Below are 19983 nucleotides of genomic sequence, written 5' to 3' on the forward strand. Positions count from 1 at the left end.
CCTCCGCCGGGTCAGGTGACCCCGTAGAAGCGTTCCGTCTCCTCGACGGCGGCGTGGAAGCGCTCGTCGAAGTCATCCCGAGTGAGCGTCCGGACGACATAGTCCTGGACGCTCATTCCTCTTTTCGCGGCATGGTGCCGGAGCCGGTCGAGCAGCTCCCGGTCCACCCGCACACTGAGCACGTCGGTCCCCATGGCTATGAGGGTTGCCGGACCGGGGCGCGCGGTGTGTCACGTTCCGCTGCTGTATCACTCATATGGGTGATGGGTACCGCTCAGGGGTTTTATCGGCCGGCTCGAAGGTGCGGAGAGGGTGACGGCCGGTGTCGCCCGTACGGACGCGTGCTCGAGTGGTCTTTAGAGAAGGTAATGAGTTACGCTAAAGAGCATGGCTGACCTGACCCATGGCGACGACGCTGCCGCCGTGAACGCTCTCCGCTCCGCCGTGATGCGGCTGTCGCGCCGACTCAAGCACCAGCGGGTCGACGAGTCGCTGAGCCCGACCGAGATGTCGGTGCTCGGCACCCTCGCCCGCTGTGGCTCCGCCACGCCCGGCGAGCTCGCTCGCAAGGAGCATGTCCAGCCGCCCTCGATGACCCGCATCGTGGCGCTGCTGGAGAGCAAGGGTCTGGTCCAGCTGGAGCCGCACCCCGAGGACCGGCGCCAGAAGGTGGTCACGCAGACCGAACGGGCCGAGGCGATGCTCGAGGAGAGCCGCCGGAAGCGAAACGCGTTCCTTGCGGGACTGGTCGAGGGTCTGGACGAGGACGAGTGGGCGAAACTCCGCGCCGCCGCCCCCGTCCTGGAGAAGCTCGCGCATCTGTGACACGCGGCCCCCACCCGCGGCCGTACGACAACCCCATCGCAAGGAGGCGAAATCTTTTGAGTTCGGGAACCGGAGCAGCTTCCGCCCCCGCACCAGCCGCCCACGACTCCCCGTCCGCCCACGACCCCACCGGTGCTCCCCGCAGCCCCGGACGCTCGAAGCCCCCCACGTCCACCACGAACGGCCCCGGGCGGGCCGAGCCCGCCAGGTCCTCGATGTTCAGCTCGTTGCGCGTGCGGAACTACCGGCTGTTCTTCCTCGGCCAGGTGGTGTCCAACACCGGCACGTGGATGCAGCGCATCGCCCAGGACTGGCTGGTGCTGAGCCTCACCGGTTCCTCCACCGCCGTCGGTGTCACCACGGCGCTGCAGTTCCTGCCGATGCTGCTCTTCGGCCTGTACGGCGGTGTCCTCGTCGACCGCCTGCCCAAGCGCCGGACCCTGCTGGTCACGCAGTCGGCCATGGGTGCCACGGGACTTGTCCTCGCCTTCCTGACCCTCACCGGTCACGTCCAGGTCTGGCACGTCTACCTCGCGGCCTTCGCCGTGGGACTCGCCACGGTCGTCGACAACCCGGCCCGGCAGTCCTTCGTCTCCGAGATGGTCGCCCCCGGGCAGCTGCAGAACGCGGTCAGCCTGAACTCGGCGAACTTCCAGTCCGCCCGGCTGGTCGGCCCCGCTGTCGCGGGTGTCCTGATCACCGGTGTCGGCACGGGCTGGGCCTTTCTGCTCAACGGCGTGTCCTTCCTCGCGCCCATCAGCGGCCTGCTGCTGATGCGCGCCCGGGAGCTGCACGTGGTGGAGCGCGCCCCGCGCGGCAAGGGCCAGCTCCGTGAAGGACTGCGCTATGTCGCCGGGCGCCCCGAGCTGATCTGGCCGATCGTCCTCGTCGGGTTCATCGGCACCTTCGGCTTCAACTTCCCGGTCTGGCTCTCGGCCTACGCGGACCATGTCTTCCATGCAGGCGCCGGTGCCTACAGCCTCTTCAACACGCTGATGGCACTCGGTTCGCTCACCGGCGCGCTGCTCGCCGCCCGGCGCGGTACGGCCCCGCTGCGCCTGCTGATCGCGGCCGCGGCCGCCTTCGGTGTGCTGGAGGTCGTGGCCGCCGTGGCCCCGTCCCTCTGGCTGTTCGCGCTGCTCATGGTCCCGATAGGGATCTGCGGTCTGACGGTGAACGTCACGGCGAACACCACCGTCCAGATGGGCACGGACCCCGCGATGCGCGGCCGAGTCATGGCTCTGTTCATGATGGTCTTCATGGGCGGTACGCCGCTGGGTGCCCCCGTGGTCGGCTGGATCACGGACGCCTACGGCGCCCGGATCGGGTTCGCGGTGGGCGGTCTGATCTCGGCCGCGGCGGCCGTGACCATCGGCCTGATCCTGGCGCGGGTCGGCGGCCTGCGCCTGGCCGTGGGCTGGGACCGCGGGTATCCGCGGGTGCGCTTCGTACCGCGTGCCCAGCGGGAACAGCCGGCGACGGCGTCGGTGTGACCGGCCGAGGGGCGCCCCAGGGCGCCCCTCGCGGTGTCACACGCGCTGTGCCAGCACCTGCCCCGGCCACTGGTCCTCGCCGACGGTGAAGGCCTCCGTCCGGGTGAAGCCGTTGCGCTCGTAGTAGCCGACCAGCTTGCCGTCGTCCCCCGCATAGCAGTCGACCCGCAGCAGACCGACGCCCGCGCGCCGGGCCTCCTCGATCGCGTGGGCGAGAAGCGCGCTGCCGACACCGCGGCCCGAGAAGCGGTGGTCGGCCGCCAGCAGATGGACATACCGTTCGGGTTCGTCCGCGGGTGCCAGGTAGGCGCCGGGCCCGTCGGTGAGGGTGAGCGTGCCCGCGGGGACGCCGTCGATCTCCGCGATCCAGGGTTCGCCGCCCGTCACGTACTTGCGCACGGTCTCCTCGCCTCTGGGCAGCTCGGACCAGGGCCGGGTGCCCCACTGCCGGGTGCGTCCCTGTGAGACGAGCCACGCGACCGCTCCGTCGAGCAGACCGAGGATCACGGGGATGTCGTCGGTGGTGCCTTTGCGTATCAGCATCCCCCATGATGACGGTGGCCGAGTGATCCGTTCCCTGGAAGGGTGAGGTCATGAGACTCTTCGCCGCGGTGCTGCCGCCTGACGAAGCGATCCGTGAACTCGCCTCCACCGTCCATGCGTTGGATCGTCTGCCGGGGGCGGACGGGATGCGCTGGACGGCACGGCCCGGTTGGCACTTCACGCTCGCGTTCTACGGCGAGGTGGACGAGGAGGTCGTACCGGATCTGTCCGAGCGGCTGGCGCGGGCGGCCCGGCGCACCGAGCCGTTCCGGCTGTCCCTGCACAGAGGCGGACGTTTCGGCGGCCGGGCGTTGTGGGTGGGGGCGTCGGGGGACGTCGCCGCCATGGGGCTGCTCGCCGACCGTGCCGAGTCCGCGGGCCGGAAGGCGGGCGTGGAGACGGGGGAGCACCGCTCCTACCGCCCTCATCTGACGCTGGCCCGCAGCAGCCGGGGGGCCGCGGACTTCCGGCCGTACGTCGCGGCGCTCGAGGTGTTCGCGGGACGGGAGTGGACGGTCGGGGAGCTGAGCCTCGTCCGCAGCAGGCTGCCGAGGTCGGGGGTGCCGGGGGAGCAGCCGCGCTACGAGACGGTGGGCCGATGGGGGCTCGGGGCAGACGGATGACGGGGCCCGGTTAGTCTCGATACGTGGACCCGAAGACCCGTAACCGGATCATGGCCGGTGTGCTCGTGCTGATGTTCGCGGTGGTGGCGATGGCCGCGGCGATCGGAAAGTAGCCCTCCGCGACGACCCCTTCCTTGTGACGCAGGACGTCCCGGCCTGCCCGGAAGACTCTTCCGGGCAGGCCGGGACGACCTCAGGACCAGGACCGGCCGGGGCAGCGCCTGCCTACCAGGCGAAGGCCTCCGGCGAGGGGCCGGGACCGGGGAAGATCTCGTCGAGACCGTCCAGGACCTCCTGCGAGAGCTCCAGCTCGACGGCCCGCAGTGCCGACTCCAGCTGCTCGGCGGTGCGCGGGCCGACGATGGGGCCGGTGACCCCGGGGCGGGTCAGCAGCCAGGCCAGGGCGGCCTCACCGGGGTCGATCCCGTGCTTGTCGAGCAGGTCCTCGTAGGCCTGGATCTGCGCCCGGGCGCCGGGGTCGGCGAGGGTCTCGGCGGCGCGGCCGGTGGCACGGCGGCCACCCGCGATCTCCTTCTTGACGACGCCGCCCAGCAGCCCGCCCTGGAGCGGCGACCACGGGATGACACCGAGGCCGTAGTCCTGGGCTGCCGGGATGACCTCCATCTCGGCGCGACGCTCGGCGAGGTTGTAGAGGCACTGCTCGCTGACCAGGCCGATGGTGCCGTTGCGCCGGGCCGCGATCTCGTTGGCCTGGGCGATCTTGTAACCGGGGAAGTTGCTGGACCCGACGTAGAGGATCTTTCCCTGCTGCACCAGCACGTCGATGGCCTGCCAGATCTCCTCGAAGGGGGTCCGGCGGTCGATGTGGTGGAACTGGTACAGGTCGATGTAGTCGGTCTGCAGCCGTTTGAGGCTGGCGTCGACCGCCCTGCGGATGTTGAGGGCGGAGAGCTTGTCGTGATTGGGCCAGGCGTCGCCGGCCGCGGCCATGTTGCCGTACACCTTGGTGGCGAGGACGACCTTGTCGCGCCGGTCGCCGCCCTTGGCGAACCAGTTGCCGACGATCTTCTCGGTACGGCCCTTGTTATCGGGCCCGCCGTAGACGTTGGCGGTGTCGAAGAAGTTGACACCCGCGTCCAGCGCCGCGTCCATGATCGCGTGACTGTCCGCTTCGTCGGTCTGCGGGCCGAAGTTCATGGTCCCGAGGACGAGGCGGCTGACCTTGAGTCCTGTGCGTCCGAGCTGCGTGTACTTCATGACTGCCCAGCCAACGGCGTGGAGTGCGCTCTAGGCAAGGGGGATGATCGCCGCCCGGGCCGGCCGCGGGGGAACACATCCGTTCCCGGGGTGAGTCCGACGGGGTCCGGTTGCCGCGCGGTGACCGGCGCACGCCGGGATACGGTCAGGCCGATTCGGCGTCGTACTCCTCGCACAGTCCCCACCCCTGGCACATCGCGTCCGCGAACGCGGCCGCGATCTTGTGCTCGCCGCTCGCGTTCGGGTGAGTGCCGTCGTAGGTGTCGTGGTGGATGTCGTACGACGGCGGCACCGAGGTCAGCAGGAGCGGCGAGCGGGGCTCGTCCAGGTCCGCCACCGCCTTCGCCAGGAGTTCGTTGAAAAGGGCCACCTCGGTCCCGAACTCGGCGTCCTCCTGCGCCCGGATGTTGGGGATCACGGGGAGCAGAACCATGTGGATGCGCGGGTCGGCGGTCCGTGCCCGGGTGACGAACTCCTCCACGTTCTTCGCGGTTTGCTCCGCGTTCGTGTAGAAACCCAGGTCGATCAGGCCGAGCGAGACCAGAAGGACGTCCGCCCGTGACTCGCGCACGGCGTCGGCGATCAGCGGCGCCATGTGGATCCAGCCCTCGCCCCAGCCCGCCAGATGGGCGCGGGGGAAGGCGGGCTCGGCGTACTCGTACGACGTCGGCGCGTCCGCGGCCTTGTCGTACAGCGTCTCGCGCGGTCCGACCAGCGTGAACGGGCCGTCGTACGTCGCGCACAGATGGCGCCACAGCCGGTGACGCCATGTGTGTTCGCCCGCGCTGCCGATCGTCATGGAGTCGCCTACGGGCATAAGCCTGAGCATCCGCTCATCATGGACGATCGCCGCGGGACGCAGGGCGGACGTATGGGGCGGCACGGTGTGAGGATCGACACGCCCGTCCGCGGGCCGCCGTCCGGATCGACGGGCCGGTGGACCACAGGCTCGGATGGCAGGCTTGGGGCATGCGTCGATCGCTCGTGTTCCTCTCCGGGGCCCTACTCATCGGTGCGCTCGCCGCGCCCGCGTCCGCCGCCGACGACGGCGGCTTCACCATCAAGGACCCCCGGATCACCGAGTCCAGCGGGCTCGCCGCCTCCCGTCTGCACCCCGGGATCTATTGGACCCACAACGACAGCGACGACGGGCCGTATCTCTATGCCGTGGACGGCCGCACCGGGAAGACCGTCGCCACGATCACCCTGCGCGGCGTCGGCACCCCCCGTGACGTCGAGGCCGTCTCCATCGGGCCGGGGAACCAGATCTACGTCGGCGACATCGGAGACAACCTCGGCGGTTCCTGGCCGTACGTCTGGATCTACAAGCTGCCCGAACCCAAGGTGCTCCAGGACCAGACGATCCGTGCCACCCAGTACGTGGTGAAGTACTCGAACGGGGCACGGGACGCGGAGTCGCTGGTGGTGCACCCCAAGACCGGGCGGGTGTACATCATCGACAAGAAGGAGGACGGCGGGCATCTCTACGAGGGCCCGGCGCAGCTGTCCCCCACCGGGACGAACGTCTTCCGGCCCGTCGCCCCCGTCGACCTGTGGGCCACCGACGCCGCCTTCTCCCCCGACGGCGGCCAGCTCGCCGTACGCGGCTACTTCGGCGGCATCGCGTACGAGTGGAACGGCGGTCGGATCAAGCGGCAGGGCCGGCTCGATGTGCCCCTGCAACAGCAGGGCGAGTCCGTCACGTACACGGCCGACGGGTCGAAGCTCCTCTACGGCAGTGAGGGGACCGACAGCCAGGTGAAGGCCGAGAGCGTGCCCTACGGCGGGAGTGGCGACTCCAAGTCGCCGTCCGGGAAGGGGAGTCAACCCGCCGGGGCCGACGGCGGGTCGACCCCGAAGGCCGACTACAGGATCGGCGCACTGGCCCTCGCCGTGGGCCTCGCCCTCGTCTTCGGCATCAAGAGACTGCTGCGTCGCGATCCGCGCCGGTGACGGGACGCAGACACGGGCGAGGGGCGCCCGGTGTGAACCGGGCGCCCCTCGGCGACGTGGACGGCGGGAAGGTCAGAGTTTCTCGATCACGTAGTCGACGCACTTCGTCAGGGCCTCGACGTCCGCCGGGTCGATCGCCGGGAACATCGCGATGCGCAGCTGGTTGCGGCCGAGCTTGCGGTACGGCTCGGTGTCGACGACGCCGTTGGCGCGCAGGACCTTGGCGACGGCCGCCGCGTCGACCTCGTCCGAGAAGTCGATCGTGCCGATGACCTGGGAGCGCTTGGCCGGGTCGGCGACGAACGGCGTCGCGAACTTCACGTCCTCGGCCCAGCCGTACAGCGTCCGGGCCGAGGTGGCCGTGCGGCGGACGGCGAAGTCCAGGCCGCCCTGGCCGCCCAGCCAGTTCAGCTGCTCGTTGAGCAGGAACAGGGTGGCGAGGGCCGGGGTGTTGTACGTCTGGTTCTTGCGGGAGTTGTCGATCGCCGTCGGGAGGCTGAAGAACTCCGGGACATGGCGACCGGAGGCGTGGACGCGCTCGGCGCGCTCCAGCGCGGCGGGCGAGAACACGCCGATCCACAGGCCGCCGTCGGAGGCGAAGGACTTCTGCGGCGCGAAGTAGTAGACGTCCGTCTCGGAGATGTCGACCGGGAGACCGCCGGCACCGGAGGTGGCGTCCACGAGCACCAGGGAGCCGGAGTCCGCCCCGTCGACGCGCGCGATCGGCATCGCGACGCCCGTGGACGTCTCGTTGTGGGTGAAGGCGTAGACGTCGACACCCGCCTCGGCCTCCGGCTGCGGGTGCGTGCCCGGCTCGGAGGAGATGATCGTGGGCTCGGCGAGCCAGGGGGCGAGCTTCGCGGCCTTCGCGAACTTGGAGGAGAACTCGCCGAAGCTGAGGTGCTGCGACTTGTTCTCGATCAGACCGTGCGTCGCGATGTCCCAGAACGCGGTGGAGCCGCCGTTGCCGAGGACGACCTCGTAGCCGTCGGGGAGTTGGAACAGCTCGGCGATGCCCTCGCGTACGCTGCCGACCAGGTTCTTGACCGGGGCCTGGCGGTGGGACGTGCCGAGCAGGGAGCTGCCCGTGGCGGCGAGGGCGTCCAGCGCCTCCACCCGCACCTTGGAGGGACCCGCGCCGAATCGGCCGTCAGCGGGCTTGAGGTCAGCAGGAATCTGGATGTCAGCCACGAGCCGGAGAGTATCCCCTCGGCGAAACCGGGCGGAAACGTGTCCGTTCGATGAGACGACGCCCTCCGGCCCATGACCTGTAGGGAAATACGAGGATCCCTGTCCGGGGATCCTCGACGTCCCCCTGCCCTACGGGGTCAGCCGCACCGGCAGCTCGAAGAGGTCGTTCTGGGTCACCACCGGCTTGTGGCGCAGTTCGCTCACCGGGACCGCCAGGTCCAGGTCGGGGAAACGTCCGTAGAGGGCCGGCAGCGCCACCGCCGCCTCCAGCCGGGACAGGGCCGCCCCGGGGCACACATGCGGACCGTGACCGAAGGAGATGTGCCGGTTCTTTGTTTCCCGGGTGATGTCGAAGACGCCCGCGGACGGTCCGTGCGCCTTCTCGTCCCGGCCGATCGCGCCGTAGGACACGATCAGCGCGTCGCCCGCCGGGAGGATCCGGTCGCCGACCGGGACGTCCTCGGTGGCGAACCGGATCAGGACATGAGAGGTCGGGGTGGAGTGGCGCAGGGTCTCCTCGACCACCGCGGACCACTCGGCCGCACCGCTCAGCACCTGGGCGCGCTGCTCGGGGTGGGCCGACAGGTTGACCACCGCGTTGACGATCAGCGAGATCGTCGTCTCGTGGCCCGCGGCCACCATCAACTGGAGGGTGGAGACGATCTCCTGGTCGGTGAGGCGGTCGCCGTTCGCGGAGGCCTCGATGAGGGCGGAGGTCAGGTCGTCGCCGGGGACGGCACGCTTGGCCGCGACGGTGTCGGCCATGATCCCCGCGAGTCCGGTGAGGGTCGCGAGGACCTCCTCGGGCGGCGTCTGTGTCGAGAAGAACTTCTCGAACAGCTCCTTGAGGCGCGGCAGTCGGGACTCCTCGATGCCCATCAGATCGGCGACGACGTACATCGGCAGCGGATAGGCGAACTCCGCCTTGAGGTCGACCGTGCCGCCGTCCGTGGGCAGCCGGTCGAGCAGACCCTCCGTCAGTTTCGTGATGCGCTCCCGCATCTCCTCCACCCGTCGTGGCGTCAGCGCCTGCGCGACCAGTGCGCGCAGCCGCCGGTGGTCGGCTCCGTCGACGGTGAGCATGGACCGGCCCGGGTTGGCGAGGCCGATCAGTGGCCAGTCGGGCGCGATCTCACCGCGCTGCCAGGCGCCCCACACGGTGATGTCCTTGACCAGCCGCGGGTCCGTCAGCAGTTGTCTGGCCTCGGCGTGGTGCGTGACCGCCCACACGGGAACGCCGCCGGGCAGCACCACGGCGGCGAGCGGGCCCGCCTCCCGCAACCGGGCGCTCTCGGCGTCCAGATCGCGGACGAAGGGGTCCAGGTCTATGGGGGGTCTTTCGGTAGTGGTCATGCGGAGGGGCTTCCAGGCCGAGGGGTGGGCGCAAACCTCCTCGGCGTTGCCGTCCGGCCCACGCCGCCACGGGACCGTTCGGCGGGCCGTCCGGATGCATCCTGGGAGCATGACGGATCTCGAGGGGCCGCGGCCGGGGGCGGGCCACGGCGACACCGGTGGGTTGTACGCCGAGCTGCGCGCGACGGTACGGGGCGCGGTCGAGTTCGGCAGGACCGCGAGGGCGCTGCACACCATGGACGCGTCCAACTACCGGCGGGAGCCGGTCGGCGTGGTGGCGCCACGCGACGCGGACGACGTGGCCGCGGTGCTGAGCGTGTGCCGGGAGCGCGGTGTGCCGGTCGTCTCCCGCGGCGGCGGCACGTCGATCGCCGGGCAGGCGACGGGTACCGGGGTGGTGCTCGACTTCACCCGGCACATGAACGGGATCGTGTCCCTCGACCCCGGGACGCGCACGGCGGTGGTGCAGCCGGGACTGGTCCTGGACCGCCTCCAGGAGGCCGCCGCCCCGCACGGCCTGCGCTTCGGCCCGGATCCCTCCACGCACTCACGCTGCACGCTGGGCGGGATGATCGGCAACAACGCGTGCGGCTCCCACTCGGTGGCCTGGGGCACCACGGCCGACAGTGTGCGCAAGCTGTCGGTGCTGACCGCCCGGGGCGAGCCGCTGACCCTGGGCCCCGGCTGGCGGGGCGCACCCGACGGGCTGCGCCGGCTGGTGGAGGGCGAGCTGGCGCTGCTGCGTACGGGGTACCCGGCACTGCCGCGCCGCATCTCCGGGTACGCGCTGGACGCGCTGCTCCCGGAGAGGGGCGCGGACGTGGCCCGCTCCTTCTGCGGCTCCGAGGGCACCCTGGGCGTGCTGACCGAGGCGGTGGTCGGCCTCGTCCGGACACCGCCCGCCCGCGTGCTCGCCGTGCTCGCGTACCCGGACGAGAGCGCGGCCGCCGAGGCGGCGGCCGGACTTCTGCCGTACCACCCGCTGACGGTGGAGGGCATGGCCGCCGATCTCGTACCGCCGTCGGCCGGGCTGCCGCGGGGTGGTGCCTGGCTGTTCGTGGAGGTGGGCGGCGAGAGCGGGGCGCAGGCACGCGCGGCTGCGGAGGAGATCGTCCGGGCCGCGGACGTCATGGACGCGGTGGTGGTCGCGGATCCGGCCGGGCAGCGCGCCCTGTGGCGGCTGCGCGAGGACGCGAGCGGCACGGCGACGCGGACACCGGACGGGGCCGGCGAGGCCTGGCCGGGCTGGGAGGACTGCGCGGTGCCGCCGGCCCGACTCGGCGACTACCTCCGGGACTTCCGGCGCCTGCTGGCCGACCACGGTCTGCGCGGCACGCCCTACGGCCACTTCGGGGACGGCTGCATCCACGTCCGCATCGACTTCGATCTCATGTCGGCGCCAGGCATCGCCCGCTTCCGCCGCTTCTCCGAGGAGATCGCCGAACTGGTCGTCTCCCACGGCGGCTCGCTCTCCGGTGAGCACGGCGACGGCCAGGCGCGGGCGGAGCTGCTGCCGAAGATGTACGGACCGGACCTGGTCGCGCTGTTCGAGCGGGCCAAGGACGTCTGGGACCCGGACGACCTGCTCAACCCGGGGATGCTGGTGCGCCCGGCCCGCCTCGACGAGAACCTGCGATTCGCGGTGCTCCCCCGTGAGCCGGTGGACGTCGTCTTCGGCTACCCGGCGGACGGCGGCGACTTCTCGGCGGCGGTCCGCCGGTGCGTGGGTGTCGCCAAGTGTCGTACGACGGCGGTGTCCGGGGCGGGCGTGATGTGCCCTTCCTTCCGGGCGACCGGCGCGGAGGAGCACTCCACCCGCGGGCGGGCCCGGCTGCTGCACGAGATGCTGGCGGGCGAGGTGGTCACCGACGGCTGGCGTTCGACGGAGGTGCGGGACGCCCTGGACCTGTGCCTGTCCTGCAAGGGCTGCCGCACGGACTGCCCGGTCGGCGTGGACATGGCCACGTACAAGGCGGAGTTCCTGCACCACCACTACGCGGGGCGGCGCAGACCGGCCGCGCACTACGCGATGGGATGGCTGCCGGTGTGGCTCGGCGCGGTCGCCCGCACGAGGACCGCGCCGTTGGTCAACGCCCTTGCGTCCGCCCGGCTGCCGGCGGCGCTGGGCAGGCGGCTGGGCGGGATCGCCCCCGAGCGCGGGATCCCCCGGCTCGCGCGCGAGACGTTCACCCGATGGTGGCGGCGGGAGCCCGGCGGGCCGGAGCGGAGGAGGACCGGGACGGACGGCGCTTCGCGTGTCGTCCTGTGGCCCGACACCTTCACGGAGCATCTGTCGCCGTCCGTGGGCAAGGCGGCCGTACGGGTGCTGGAGGCGGCGGGTCTGGACGTGGTCCTGCCGCCCGCGGTGCGTACGGGGCAGGGGTGGCCCGTCGGCGCGGGCCCGAGGGCACGCCGCGGCCGGGTCTGCTGCGGTCTGACCTATGTCTCCACGGGGCAGCTGGACCGCGCCCGCACCGTCCTGCGCCGGACTCTGGACCTGATGGAGCCCGTGGTCGCGGCCGGTCTCCCCGTGGTCGTCCTCGAGCCCAGCTGCGCGGCGGCGCTCCGCACCGACCTGCCGGAGCTGCTGCACGACGATCCGCGGGCGGCCCGCCTCGCCTCCGCGGTGGTCACGTTCGCGCAGGTGCTGGAGCGTCTGGCCCCGGACTGGACTCCCCCCGGGGTGAACCGCCCGGTGGTCGGCCAGACCCACTGTCATCAGCACGCCGTCCTGGGCGACGCGGCAGATCGCAGGCTGCGCGAGACCGCGGGTCTGACCGGGGAGCTGAGCGGCGGTTGCTGCGGGCTGGCGGGCGACTTCGGATTCACCGAGGGCCACTTCGAGGTGTCCAAGGCGTGTGCGGAGGACCAGCTGCTCCCGGCGGTGGCGGCGGCACCCGACGGCGCCGTGGTCCTGGCGGACGGTTTCTCCTGCCGCACCCAGCTGGAACAGCTCGCGGGCCGCAAGGCACGGCATCTGGCCGAGGTGCTCGCGGAGGCGCTGGAACGAGCCCGTGGCGAGGGCACGAAGGAGTGACGGCCAACGCGGTGAACTCCCGCCGATGACGTGGCGGCACGGAAGGTCCTCGGAAGGATGGAGGTGCGGGGTCGAGCGGCCCCTGCCCCGGCCGGCGAGCCGCGACACCCCGGCGCCCGGAGCCGGTCCCGGTCCGGCGTCCGTGTCGGCGTCGGCCGTCACCCATCAGCACCCAGGAGCACCCGCATGACCCTCCGTATCCGCCCCGTCTCGCGGGAGGAACACCTGGCCTTCATCGCCTCGCGTCCCTCCGCCAGCCATCTGCAGCTGCCCTCCTGGGGCGATGTGAAGTCGGACTGGCAGGCGGAGAGCCTCGGCTGGTTCGAGGAGGACGGCGACGGGCGGCCGGTCGGTGTGGGCCTGGTCCTGCTGCGCCCGCTGCCGAAGCTCAAGCGGTATCTGGCCTATCTGCCAGAGGGCCCCGTCATCGACTGGTACGCGCCGGACCTCGACCGGTGGCTCCGGCCGCTGGTCGACCGTCTGAAGAGCCGCGGCGCCTTCTCGGTGAAGATGGGCCCGCCAGTGGTCGCGCGCCGCTGGAGCGCGGACGCCGTCAAGGCGGCGATCGCGGACCCGGGAGCACATCGGCTGAGCGACGTGCCGGCGACCGAGCACGAGCCGCGCGCGGCCGAGGTCGCGGAGCGGCTGCGCCGACTGGGCTGGCGGCAGACGGAGCCGGGCGGCTCGGAGGGCTTCGCGGCGGGGCAGCCCCGCTACGTCTTCCAGGTGCCGCTCGAAGGGCGGACGCTGGAGGACGTCCAGCACGGTCTCAACCAGCAGTGGCGCCGCAATGTGAAGAAGGCCGAGAAAGCCGGCGTGAAGGTGGTCCGCGGAGACTACGACGACCTGCCGGCCTTCTACGCCCTGTACACCGAGACCGCCGAGCGCGACCGCTTCCTCCCGCGCCCGCTGCCGTACTTCCAGCGGATGTGGACCGCGCTGACGGCCGAGGACCCGGACCGAATGCGGCTGTATCTCGCCCACCACGACGGCGAGGTCCTCGCCGCCGCGACGATGCTGACGGTCGGTACGCATGTCTGGTACTCGTACGGCGCCTCCACCGGCCGCAGGCGCGAGGTCCAGCCGAACAACGCGATCCAGTGGCGCATGCTCAGCGACGCCCACGAGGGGGGCGCCGCCGTCTACGACCTGCGCGGCATCACCGACACCCTGGAGGACTCCAACCACCTCCTGGGCCTGCTCCGCTTCAAGGTCGGCACGGGCGGGCAGGCGGTGGAGTATCTCGGCGAGTGGGACCTGCCGCTCAACCGCCTGCTGCACAAGGCGCTGAACCTGTACGTCTCCCGCCGGTGACGCTCATGCCTCCGGCTCGGCGACCGGCCCGCCCCGCCCGATCTGCGTCCGTACCGCGCCCATGCTCGCGGCGATGACCAGTGCGATCGCCGCCGCCTGACTCGCGTTCAGGGACTGGTCGAGCACCAGGAAGCCGGCGGTCGCCGCGACCGCCGGCTCCAGGCTCATCAGGATCGCGAAGGTGGAGGCGGGCAGGCGGCGCAGGGCGAGGAGTTCCAGGGTGTAGGGCAGTACCGAGGAGAGGACCGCCACCGCCGCGCCCAGGCCGATCGTGGTCGGCACGAGCAGTTTCGCGCCCGACTCGGCGACCCCGAGCGGCACGAACACCACGGCCGCGACCGCCATCGCGAGTGCGAGCCCGTCGGCCTGCGGGAAGCGCCGCCCCGTGCGGGCGCTGAAGACGATGTACGCCGCCCACATCGCTCCCGCCGAGAGTGCGAAGCCGACGCCCGCCATGTCGAGGTCGCCGAAGCCCCCGCCGCCGAGCAGGAAGACGCCGGCGAGCGCGAGGCCCGCCCAGACCAGGTTCACCGCACGCCGGGAGGCGAGGACGGAGAGGGCCAGTGGGCCGAGGACCTCGAGGGTGACCGCGGGACCCAGAGGGATGCGGTCCACTGCCTGGTAGAAGAGACCGTTCATCGCGGCCATGGTGACGCCGAAGACGACGACCGTGCCCCAGTCGGCGCGTGCGTGGCCGCGCAGCCGGGGCCGGCAGACCAGAAGCAGGACGACGGCCGCCACCACGAGTCGCAGGGTCACGACGCCGAGCGCGCCGGCCCGTGGCATCAGGCTCACCGCGAGCGCCCCGCCGAACTGCACGGAGACACCTCCGGCGAGGACCAGACCCACGGGCCCGAGGGATCCCCGGCGGCGCGGCCCGCCGGACACCGGGTGCGCGGATACCGGTCCGGTGGCGACCGGGGCCGGGGTGGAGGGGGCGGCGCTGGGCGTGTTCACGGGACCTTCCAGTGCAGTTGACTTGAGGTTCGTTCAGCATCGTGTACCTGATGGTCCAGGGTAGTGGACCGCGTCAGGTGTGTGAACCCGTGACGCGCCTGTACCGGACGGTCGGGTGCGGGGCAGGCGCCGTGCCAGGGCGTCCCGTTGTGGAACAGGGGCCCCTCGCCGCGGAGTTGGCCGCGCGGAGCGGAGGTGGGGCCGCCCGGCCAGAACGGGCCGGACGAGGGAGGGTGAGCAGTTCCACAGGCACCGATCGCCCGTGCGTACCCGCGGGGCACACCGCCGAGGGCGGCGTCCGCGTGTTCAGGCCGGGAAGACCGGGGGCGCGGCTCGAGCCGGCCGGGGGAAGAGCGGCAGCCGCGGTCCGCCCGTGTCCGGCGGCGCGTTGTTCGACCGGTGCAGACGGCTGTACGCCCCGCCCCGGGCCGGCAACTCGTCGTGGCGGCCGGTCTCGACGACGCGGCCCCGGTCGACGACGAGGATGCGGTCGGCGTCCGGCGCCAGGTTCAGATCATGAGTGATCACGATCGTCGTGCGTCCGGCCGTCAGCCGCCGCAGCGGTGCGAGGACCCGGCGCGCGGCCATCGCATCGAGGCCGGTCGTCGGCTCGTCCAGGACCAGGACGGGCGCGTCGCCCAGGACGGCCCGGGCGATGCCGAGGCGCTGGAGCCGGCCCCCGGACGGACGCGGCGTGTGCGGATCGACCTCGGTGCCGTATCCCCCGGGGAGCCGCACGATGAACTCGTGCGCGTCGGCCGCCCGCGCCGCCTCGACGATCGCCCGGTCGCTCGCGCCCGGCCGGCCGCAGGCGATGTTCGCGCGGACGGTGTCGTGCAGGACGAGCGTCTCCTGTGGCAGGAGCGTGACGTATTCGCGCAGCCGGGCCAGCGGGAGGTCGCGGATCGGGGTGGAGTCGAGCAGGACCGAGCCGGATTCGGGGTCGTAGAAGCGCAACAGCATCTTGGCGACGGCGGACTTGCCCGCGCCGCTCGGGCCGCTCGGGCCGCTCGGGCCGCTCGGGCCGGTGATGATCACCAGCTCTCCGGGGCGGACCGAGAAGGACAGACCCTCGAGGACCGCCCTGTCCGCGCCGGGGCAGCGGAAGGTGATGAGGAGTGCGAGGGCTGTGAGTACGTGGGAGATCGCCGGCGTTCCGCGGGATCGGCTGGGTGTGCCCTGTGGCCGGGGGTGCCAGGCTGCGGGATCCCTGTGACCGGAGTTCCATGCAAGCATGCTTGCTTGTTTCTTCGCCCGCTGCCATGCTCCCCACGCACATCGTCGTGCCCCGAGGGGAGCGCATCGTGTCCGACGCATCGTCCGTGATCGACGATCTGGGCCGGGAGAGTGAGGAACTCGACCGGCTCGTGGCCGGGTTGGAGGAGTCCCGCTGGGCGCTTCCCACGCCCGCCCCGGGCTGGACCCTCGCCCACCAGATCGCGCACCTCGCCTGGACGGACCGCACCGCCCTGCTGGCCGTCACCGACACCGAGGGCTTCGGCGCGGAGGTGGAGAAGGCGCTCGCATCCCCCGACACCTGGGTCGACGAGGCCGCGGGTGAGGGCGCCGCGCTGCCGCCCGCCCGGCTGCTCTCCGAGTGGCGCGAGGGCCGGGCCGCTCTCGAGCGGGCACTGCGCACGGCGCCTTCCGGCACCCGCTTCCCCTGGTACGGGCCGCCCATGTCGGCGGCGTCCATGGCCACCGGACGTCTGATGGAGACCTGGGCGCACGGGCAGGACGTCGCCGACACGCTCGGGGTGGTGCGCGCTCCCACCGACCGGCTGCGCCATGTGGTCCGCATCGGGGTGCGGGCGCGAGACTTCGCCTTCGGCGTACGGGGGTTGAGCGCGCCGGCACAGGAGTTCCGGGTGGAGCTGGTCGCGCCTTCCGGGAACGACGTGTGGACGTACGGGCCGCAGGACGCCGCCCAGCGGGTGACCGGCCCCGCACTCGACTTCTGCCTGCTGGTGACCCGGCGCGCCCACCGGGCCGACCTCGCGGTCCGGGCCGAGGGCCCGGACGCGGACCGGTGGCTGGACATCGCGCAGGCGTTCGCGGGCCCACCGGGCGCAGGACGGGAACCGAAGAGGGCGGGCCGGTGACCGCCAGGCCGCTGCGCATAGGCAACGCCTCCGGCTTCTACGGCGACCGCTTCGACGCGCTGCGCGAGATGCTCACCGGCGGCCCCCTCGACGTGGTCACCGGCGACTACCTCGCCGAGCTGACGATGCTGATCCTGGGCCGCGACCGCCTCAAGAACCCCGCCGGAGGCTATGCACGCACGTTCCTCGGCCAGTTGGAGGAGTGCCTGGGCCTCGCCCATGAGCGGAACGTGCGGATCGTGACCAACGCCGGCGGCCTCAACCCGGCGGGACTGGCCGAGGCGGTGCGGGAGTCGGCCGACCGCCTGGGGATCCCGGTACGGGTGGCCCACGTCGAGGGCGACAACCTCACCGGCTCCTTCTCCCGGGACCCCGGCACGGGTCGGCCGGCGGCGCCCCCCGCGGGCCTGCTCGCCGCCCATGCCTACCTCGGCGGCCACGGCATCGCCGCGTGCCTGCGCGAGGGCGCCGACATCGTGGTCACCGGTCGCGTCACGGACGCCGCGCTCGTCGCCGGACCCGCCCTCGCCCACTTCGGCTGGGGGCCGGCGGAGTACGACCGGCTGGCGGGCGCGGTGGTCGCCGGACACGTCCTGGAGTGCGGGGCGCAGGCCACCGGTGGCAACTACGCCTTCTTCACCGACCATTCGCCCGAGCTGCTGCGCCGGCCCGGCTTCCCGCTGGCCGAACTCCACGAGGACGGCAGCAGCGTGATCACCAAGCACAAGGGGACCGGCGGTGTCGTGGACGTCGGCACGGTCACGGCGCAGTTGCTGTACGAGACGGCGGGCGCCAGGTACGCGGGTCCCGATGTCACCGCGCGCCTCGACTCGGTCCACCTCTCCCAGGAAGGGCCCGACCGGGTGCGGATCGAGGGCGTGCGGGGAGAGGCGCCGCCCCCCGCCCTGAAGGTCGGCCTGAACCGTCTGGGCGGCTTCCGCAACGAGGTCGCCTTCGTGCTGACCGGGCTCGATATCGAGGCCAAGGCCGCGCTGGTGAGAGCGCAGATGGAGACGGCCCTGGACGCGGCCGGGTGCCGCCCGGCACACGTGCGCTGGGAGCTCGCCCGCACCGATCGCCCCGACGCCCCGACCGAGGAGACGGCGAGCGCCCTGCTCCGGCTGGTCGTGCGCGACCCGGCCGAGGAGACGGTGGGCCGGGCGCTCAGCGGCGCGGCGATCGAGCTGGCCCTCGCGAGTTACCCCGGCTTCCATGTGGTCGCCCCACCGGGGAAGGGATCCCCCTACGGGGTCTTCGAGTCGGCCTACGTGCCCCGGGACGGCGTGGACCATGCGGCGGTGCTCCACGACGGGCGGCGGATCTCCGTGGCCCCGGCCGGCGGCACCCGCGTCCTGGAGGAGGTGCCCGAGCCCCGCCTGCCGCAGCCGCCGGTCCCTGGACCGACCCGGCGAGCCCCTCTCGGCCTCGTCGCCGGGGCGCGCAGCGGTGACAAGGGCGGTGACGCCAATGTCGGGGTGTGGGTGCGCACCGAGGAGGCCTGGCGGTGGCTCGCCCACACCCTGACCGTCGACCGCTTCCGTGAACTCCTGCCCGAGACGGCCGGTCTGAACGTCGTCCGTCATGTCCTGCCGAACCTGCGCGCCCTCAACTTCGTCGTCGAGGGGATCCTCGGCGAGGGCGTCGCCGCCCAGGCCCGATTCGACCCGCAGGCCAAGGGCCTCGGCGAATGGCTGCGCGCCCGCCACCTCGATCTGCCGGAGGCCCTCCTGTGACCCCCGCCCATCCGTCCGAGATCCCGGAGGCCCGCCCGTGACGGTCCTTTCCACGGCCGTGGACGTCGACGACCCCGACCACCGGGCCCATCGCGACGCCATGCTCACCAAACTCGCCGAACTCGACGCCGAGCACGCCAAGGCGCTGGCGGGCGGCGGCGAGAAATACGTCGAGCGGCATCGCGGGCGCGGCAAACTGCTCGCCCGCGAGCGCATCGAGCTGCTCCTCGACCCGGACACGCCGTTCCTGGAGCTGTCCCCGCTCGCCGCCTGGGGAAGCGACTACACGGTCGGAGCCTCGCTGGTCACCGGCATCGGTGTCGTCGAAGGCGTCGAGTGCCTGATCACCGCCAACGACCCGACCGTGCGCGGTGGCGCCAGCAACCCGTGGAGCCTGAAGAAGGCGCTGCGCGCCAACGACATCGCGCTCGCCAACCGGCTGCCGTGCATCAGCCTGGTCGAGTCGGGCGGCGCCGACCTGCCGTCCCAGAAGGAGATCTTCATCCCCGGTGGGGCCATCTTCCGCGACCTCACGCGGCTCTCCGCAGCCGGCATCCCCACGGTCGCGGTCGTCTTCGGCAACTCGACGGCCGGCGGCGCCTACATCCCGGGCATGTCCGACCACGTGATCATGGTCAAGGAGCGCGCCAAGGTCTTCCTGGGCGGTCCCCCGCTGGTGAAGATGGCCACCGGCGAGGAGAGCGACGACGAGTCCCTCGGCGGCGCCGAGATGCACGCACGGGTCTCGGGTCTCGCCGACTACTTCGCCGTCGACGAGCAGGACGCCCTGCGCCAGGCCCGCCGGGTCGTCGCCCGCCTCAACCACCGCAAGGCGTACCCCGATCCGGGTCCGGCGCTCCCGCCCGAGTACGACGCGGAGGAGCTCCTCGGCATCGTGCCCGGCGACCTGAAGGTGCCCTTCGACCCGCGCGAGGTGATCGCCCGGATCGTCGACGCCTCGGACTTCGACGAGTTCAAGCCCCTGTACGGCAGGAGCCTGTGCACCGGGTGGGCGAGCCTGCACGGCTATCCGATCGGGGTGCTGGCGAACGCCCAGGGGGTGCTCTTCAGCGAGGAGTCCCAGAAGGCGGCCCAGTTCATCCAGCTCGCCAACCAGAGGGCCATCCCGCTGCTGTTCCTGCACAACACCACCGGATACATGGTCGGCAAGGAGTACGAGCAGGGCGGGATCATCAAGCACGGCGCGATGATGATCAACGCGGTGTCCAACAGCAGGGTGCCGCATCTGTCCGTGCTCATGGGCGCCTCCTACGGGGCGGGGCACTACGGCATGTGCGGAAGGGCGTACGACCCGCGCTTCCTGTTCGCCTGGCCGAGCGCCAAGTCGGCGGTCATGGGGCCGCAGCAGCTCGCCGGTGTGCTCTCGATCGTCGCCCGGCAGTCCGCGGCGGCCAAGGGACGGCCGTACGACGAGGACGCCGACGCCGCGCTGCGCGCCATGGTGGAGCAGCAGATCGAGTCCGAGTCCCTGCCGATGTTCCTGTCCGGGCGGCTGTACGACGACGGGGTCATCGATCCCCGCGACACCCGCACCGTCCTCGGCCTGTGCCTGTCCGCGATCCACACGGCGCCCTACGAGGGCGCGCGTGGCGGATTCGGCGTCTTCCGGATGTGAGGCCC

16 protein-coding genes and 1 pseudogene are annotated in these 19983 nt (G+C 72.1%); 9 read left to right on the forward strand and 8 right to left on the reverse strand.

Annotation, left to right across the window (positions count from 1 at the left end; genetic code table 11):
• Positions 1 to 11: 11 nt before the first annotated feature.
• Entirely contained in the window at positions 12 to 194 is a 183-nt protein-coding gene (locus tag ADL25_RS08620) for a ribbon-helix-helix protein, CopG family (protein WP_059127054.1), read from the reverse strand.
• A gap of 193 nt (positions 195 to 387) precedes the next feature.
• On the opposite strand from ADL25_RS08620, the gene ADL25_RS08625 reads away from it, so the two are divergent.
• Both ADL25_RS08625 and ADL25_RS08630 read left to right on the forward strand, forming a co-directional pair.
• Entirely contained in the window at positions 388 to 825 is a 438-nt protein-coding gene (locus ADL25_RS08625; protein ID WP_059127055.1) for a MarR family winged helix-turn-helix transcriptional regulator, read from the forward strand.
• Between the two features lie 56 nt (positions 826 to 881).
• On the forward strand, positions 882 to 2318 hold the full coding sequence (locus tag ADL25_RS08630) for an MFS transporter (RefSeq protein WP_181923084.1): 1437 nt from the start codon (positions 882 to 884) through the stop codon (positions 2316 to 2318).
• Positions 2319 to 2354: 36 nt separating this feature from the next.
• On the opposite strand, the gene ADL25_RS08635 is transcribed toward ADL25_RS08630, so the two are convergent.
• Positions 2355 to 2861, reverse strand: coding sequence for a GNAT family N-acetyltransferase (locus ADL25_RS08635; protein ID WP_059127057.1), 507 nt, complete (start codon positions 2859 to 2861; stop codon positions 2355 to 2357).
• A 50-nt stretch (positions 2862 to 2911) separates the two neighbouring features.
• Here ADL25_RS08635 and thpR point away from each other — a divergent pair, with 50 nt between their 5' ends.
• Positions 2912 to 3484: an RNA 2',3'-cyclic phosphodiesterase gene (gene thpR, locus ADL25_RS08640; RefSeq protein WP_059127058.1), complete on the forward strand. Its 573-nt coding sequence runs from the start codon at positions 2912 to 2914 to the stop codon at positions 3482 to 3484.
• Positions 3485 to 3709: 225 nt separating this feature from the next.
• Here thpR and ADL25_RS08645 read toward each other — a convergent pair whose 3' ends face one another.
• Positions 3710 to 4702, reverse strand: a complete 993-nt coding sequence (locus ADL25_RS08645; RefSeq protein WP_059127059.1) for an aldo/keto reductase — start codon at positions 4700 to 4702, stop codon at positions 3710 to 3712.
• Positions 4703 to 4847: 145 nt separating this feature from the next.
• Positions 4848 to 5531 (reverse strand): GDSL-type esterase/lipase family protein, encoded by a 684-nt coding sequence (locus tag ADL25_RS08650; protein WP_059127060.1) that lies wholly within the window; start codon positions 5529 to 5531, stop codon positions 4848 to 4850.
• A 140-nt stretch (positions 5532 to 5671) separates the two neighbouring features.
• On the opposite strand from ADL25_RS08650, the gene ADL25_RS08655 reads away from it, so the two are divergent.
• Positions 5672 to 6655 carry a hypothetical protein gene (locus tag ADL25_RS08655; RefSeq protein WP_059127061.1) on the forward strand — a complete coding sequence of 328 codons (984 nt, stop codon included), beginning with the start codon at positions 5672 to 5674 and terminating at the stop codon, positions 6653 to 6655.
• A gap of 72 nt (positions 6656 to 6727) precedes the next feature.
• Here ADL25_RS08655 and serC read toward each other — a convergent pair whose 3' ends face one another.
• Positions 6728 to 7846 carry a phosphoserine transaminase gene (gene serC, locus ADL25_RS08660; RefSeq protein WP_059127062.1) on the reverse strand — a complete coding sequence of 373 codons (1119 nt, stop codon included), beginning with the start codon at positions 7844 to 7846 and terminating at the stop codon, positions 6728 to 6730.
• A 129-nt stretch (positions 7847 to 7975) separates the two neighbouring features.
• Positions 7976 to 9199: a cytochrome P450 family protein gene (locus tag ADL25_RS08665; RefSeq protein ID WP_059127063.1), complete on the reverse strand. Its 1224-nt coding sequence runs from the start codon at positions 9197 to 9199 to the stop codon at positions 7976 to 7978.
• Between the two features lie 109 nt (positions 9200 to 9308).
• Here ADL25_RS08665 and ADL25_RS08670 point away from each other — a divergent pair, with 109 nt between their 5' ends.
• Both ADL25_RS08670 and ADL25_RS08675 read left to right on the forward strand, forming a co-directional pair.
• Positions 9309 to 12236 carry an FAD-binding and (Fe-S)-binding domain-containing protein gene (locus ADL25_RS08670; protein ID WP_059127064.1) on the forward strand — a complete coding sequence of 976 codons (2928 nt, stop codon included), beginning with the start codon at positions 9309 to 9311 and terminating at the stop codon, positions 12234 to 12236.
• Positions 12237 to 12422: 186 nt separating this feature from the next.
• Positions 12423 to 13550, forward strand: a complete 1128-nt coding sequence (locus ADL25_RS08675) for a lipid II:glycine glycyltransferase FemX (RefSeq protein ID WP_059127065.1) — start codon at positions 12423 to 12425, stop codon at positions 13548 to 13550.
• 3 nt (positions 13551 to 13553) lie between these two features.
• On the opposite strand, the gene ADL25_RS08680 is transcribed toward ADL25_RS08675, so the two are convergent.
• Positions 13554 to 14507 (reverse strand): EamA family transporter, encoded by a 954-nt coding sequence (locus ADL25_RS08680; protein WP_059127066.1) that lies wholly within the window; start codon positions 14505 to 14507, stop codon positions 13554 to 13556.
• A 306-nt stretch (positions 14508 to 14813) separates the two neighbouring features.
• Positions 14814 to 15620: pseudogene (locus ADL25_RS08685) on the reverse strand (ATP-binding cassette domain-containing protein); the annotation flags it as partial.
• A 191-nt stretch (positions 15621 to 15811) separates the two neighbouring features.
• Between ADL25_RS08685 and ADL25_RS08690 the strand changes: the two are divergent.
• Genes ADL25_RS08690 through ADL25_RS08700 form a run of 3 tightly spaced genes read left to right on the forward strand, consistent with a single transcriptional unit; the run spans position 15812 to position 19978 of the window.
• Positions 15812 to 16609, forward strand: coding sequence for a TIGR03084 family metal-binding protein (locus ADL25_RS08690; protein WP_059127124.1), 798 nt, complete (start codon positions 15812 to 15814; stop codon positions 16607 to 16609).
• Positions 16606 to 18342 (forward strand): acyclic terpene utilization AtuA family protein, encoded by a 1737-nt coding sequence (locus ADL25_RS08695; protein WP_059127067.1) that lies wholly within the window; start codon positions 16606 to 16608, stop codon positions 18340 to 18342. Before ADL25_RS08690 ends, ADL25_RS08695 begins: the two co-directional genes overlap by 4 nt.
• Positions 18343 to 18379: 37 nt before the next feature.
• Positions 18380 to 19978, forward strand: coding sequence for an acyl-CoA carboxylase subunit beta (locus tag ADL25_RS08700; RefSeq protein ID WP_059127068.1), 1599 nt, complete (start codon positions 18380 to 18382; stop codon positions 19976 to 19978).
• The last annotated feature ends 5 nt before the right edge of the window (positions 19979 to 19983 follow it).

Origin of the sequence: Streptomyces sp. NRRL F-5122 (genome assembly GCF_001507435.1) — a bacterium.
Lineage (GTDB): Bacteria > Actinomycetota > Actinomycetes > Streptomycetales > Streptomycetaceae > Streptomyces > Streptomyces lannensis.

What these genes read in the sequence shown, in the direction of transcription:
- ADL25_RS08620 (WP_059127054.1), bottom strand. Translation starts at nt 194, where the DNA reads ATGGGGACCGACGTGCTCAGTGTGCGGGTGGACCGGGAGCTGCTCGAC.
- ADL25_RS08625 (WP_059127055.1), top strand. Translation starts at nt 388, where the DNA reads ATGGCTGACCTGACCCATGGCGACGACGCTGCCGCCGTGAACGCTCTC.
- ADL25_RS08635 (WP_059127057.1), bottom strand. Translation starts at nt 2,861, where the DNA reads ATGCTGATACGCAAAGGCACCACCGACGACATCCCCGTGATCCTCGGT.
- thpR (WP_059127058.1), top strand. Translation starts at nt 2,912, where the DNA reads ATGAGACTCTTCGCCGCGGTGCTGCCGCCTGACGAAGCGATCCGTGAA.
- ADL25_RS08645 (WP_059127059.1), bottom strand. Translation starts at nt 4,702, where the DNA reads ATGAAGTACACGCAGCTCGGACGCACAGGACTCAAGGTCAGCCGCCTC.
- ADL25_RS08650 (WP_059127060.1), bottom strand. Translation starts at nt 5,531, where the DNA reads ATGCTCAGGCTTATGCCCGTAGGCGACTCCATGACGATCGGCAGCGCG.
- ADL25_RS08655 (WP_059127061.1), top strand. Translation starts at nt 5,672, where the DNA reads ATGCGTCGATCGCTCGTGTTCCTCTCCGGGGCCCTACTCATCGGTGCG.
- ADL25_RS08665 (WP_059127063.1), bottom strand. Translation starts at nt 9,199, where the DNA reads ATGACCACTACCGAAAGACCCCCCATAGACCTGGACCCCTTCGTCCGC.
- ADL25_RS08670 (WP_059127064.1), top strand. Translation starts at nt 9,309, where the DNA reads ATGACGGATCTCGAGGGGCCGCGGCCGGGGGCGGGCCACGGCGACACC.
- ADL25_RS08675 (WP_059127065.1), top strand. Translation starts at nt 12,423, where the DNA reads ATGACCCTCCGTATCCGCCCCGTCTCGCGGGAGGAACACCTGGCCTTC.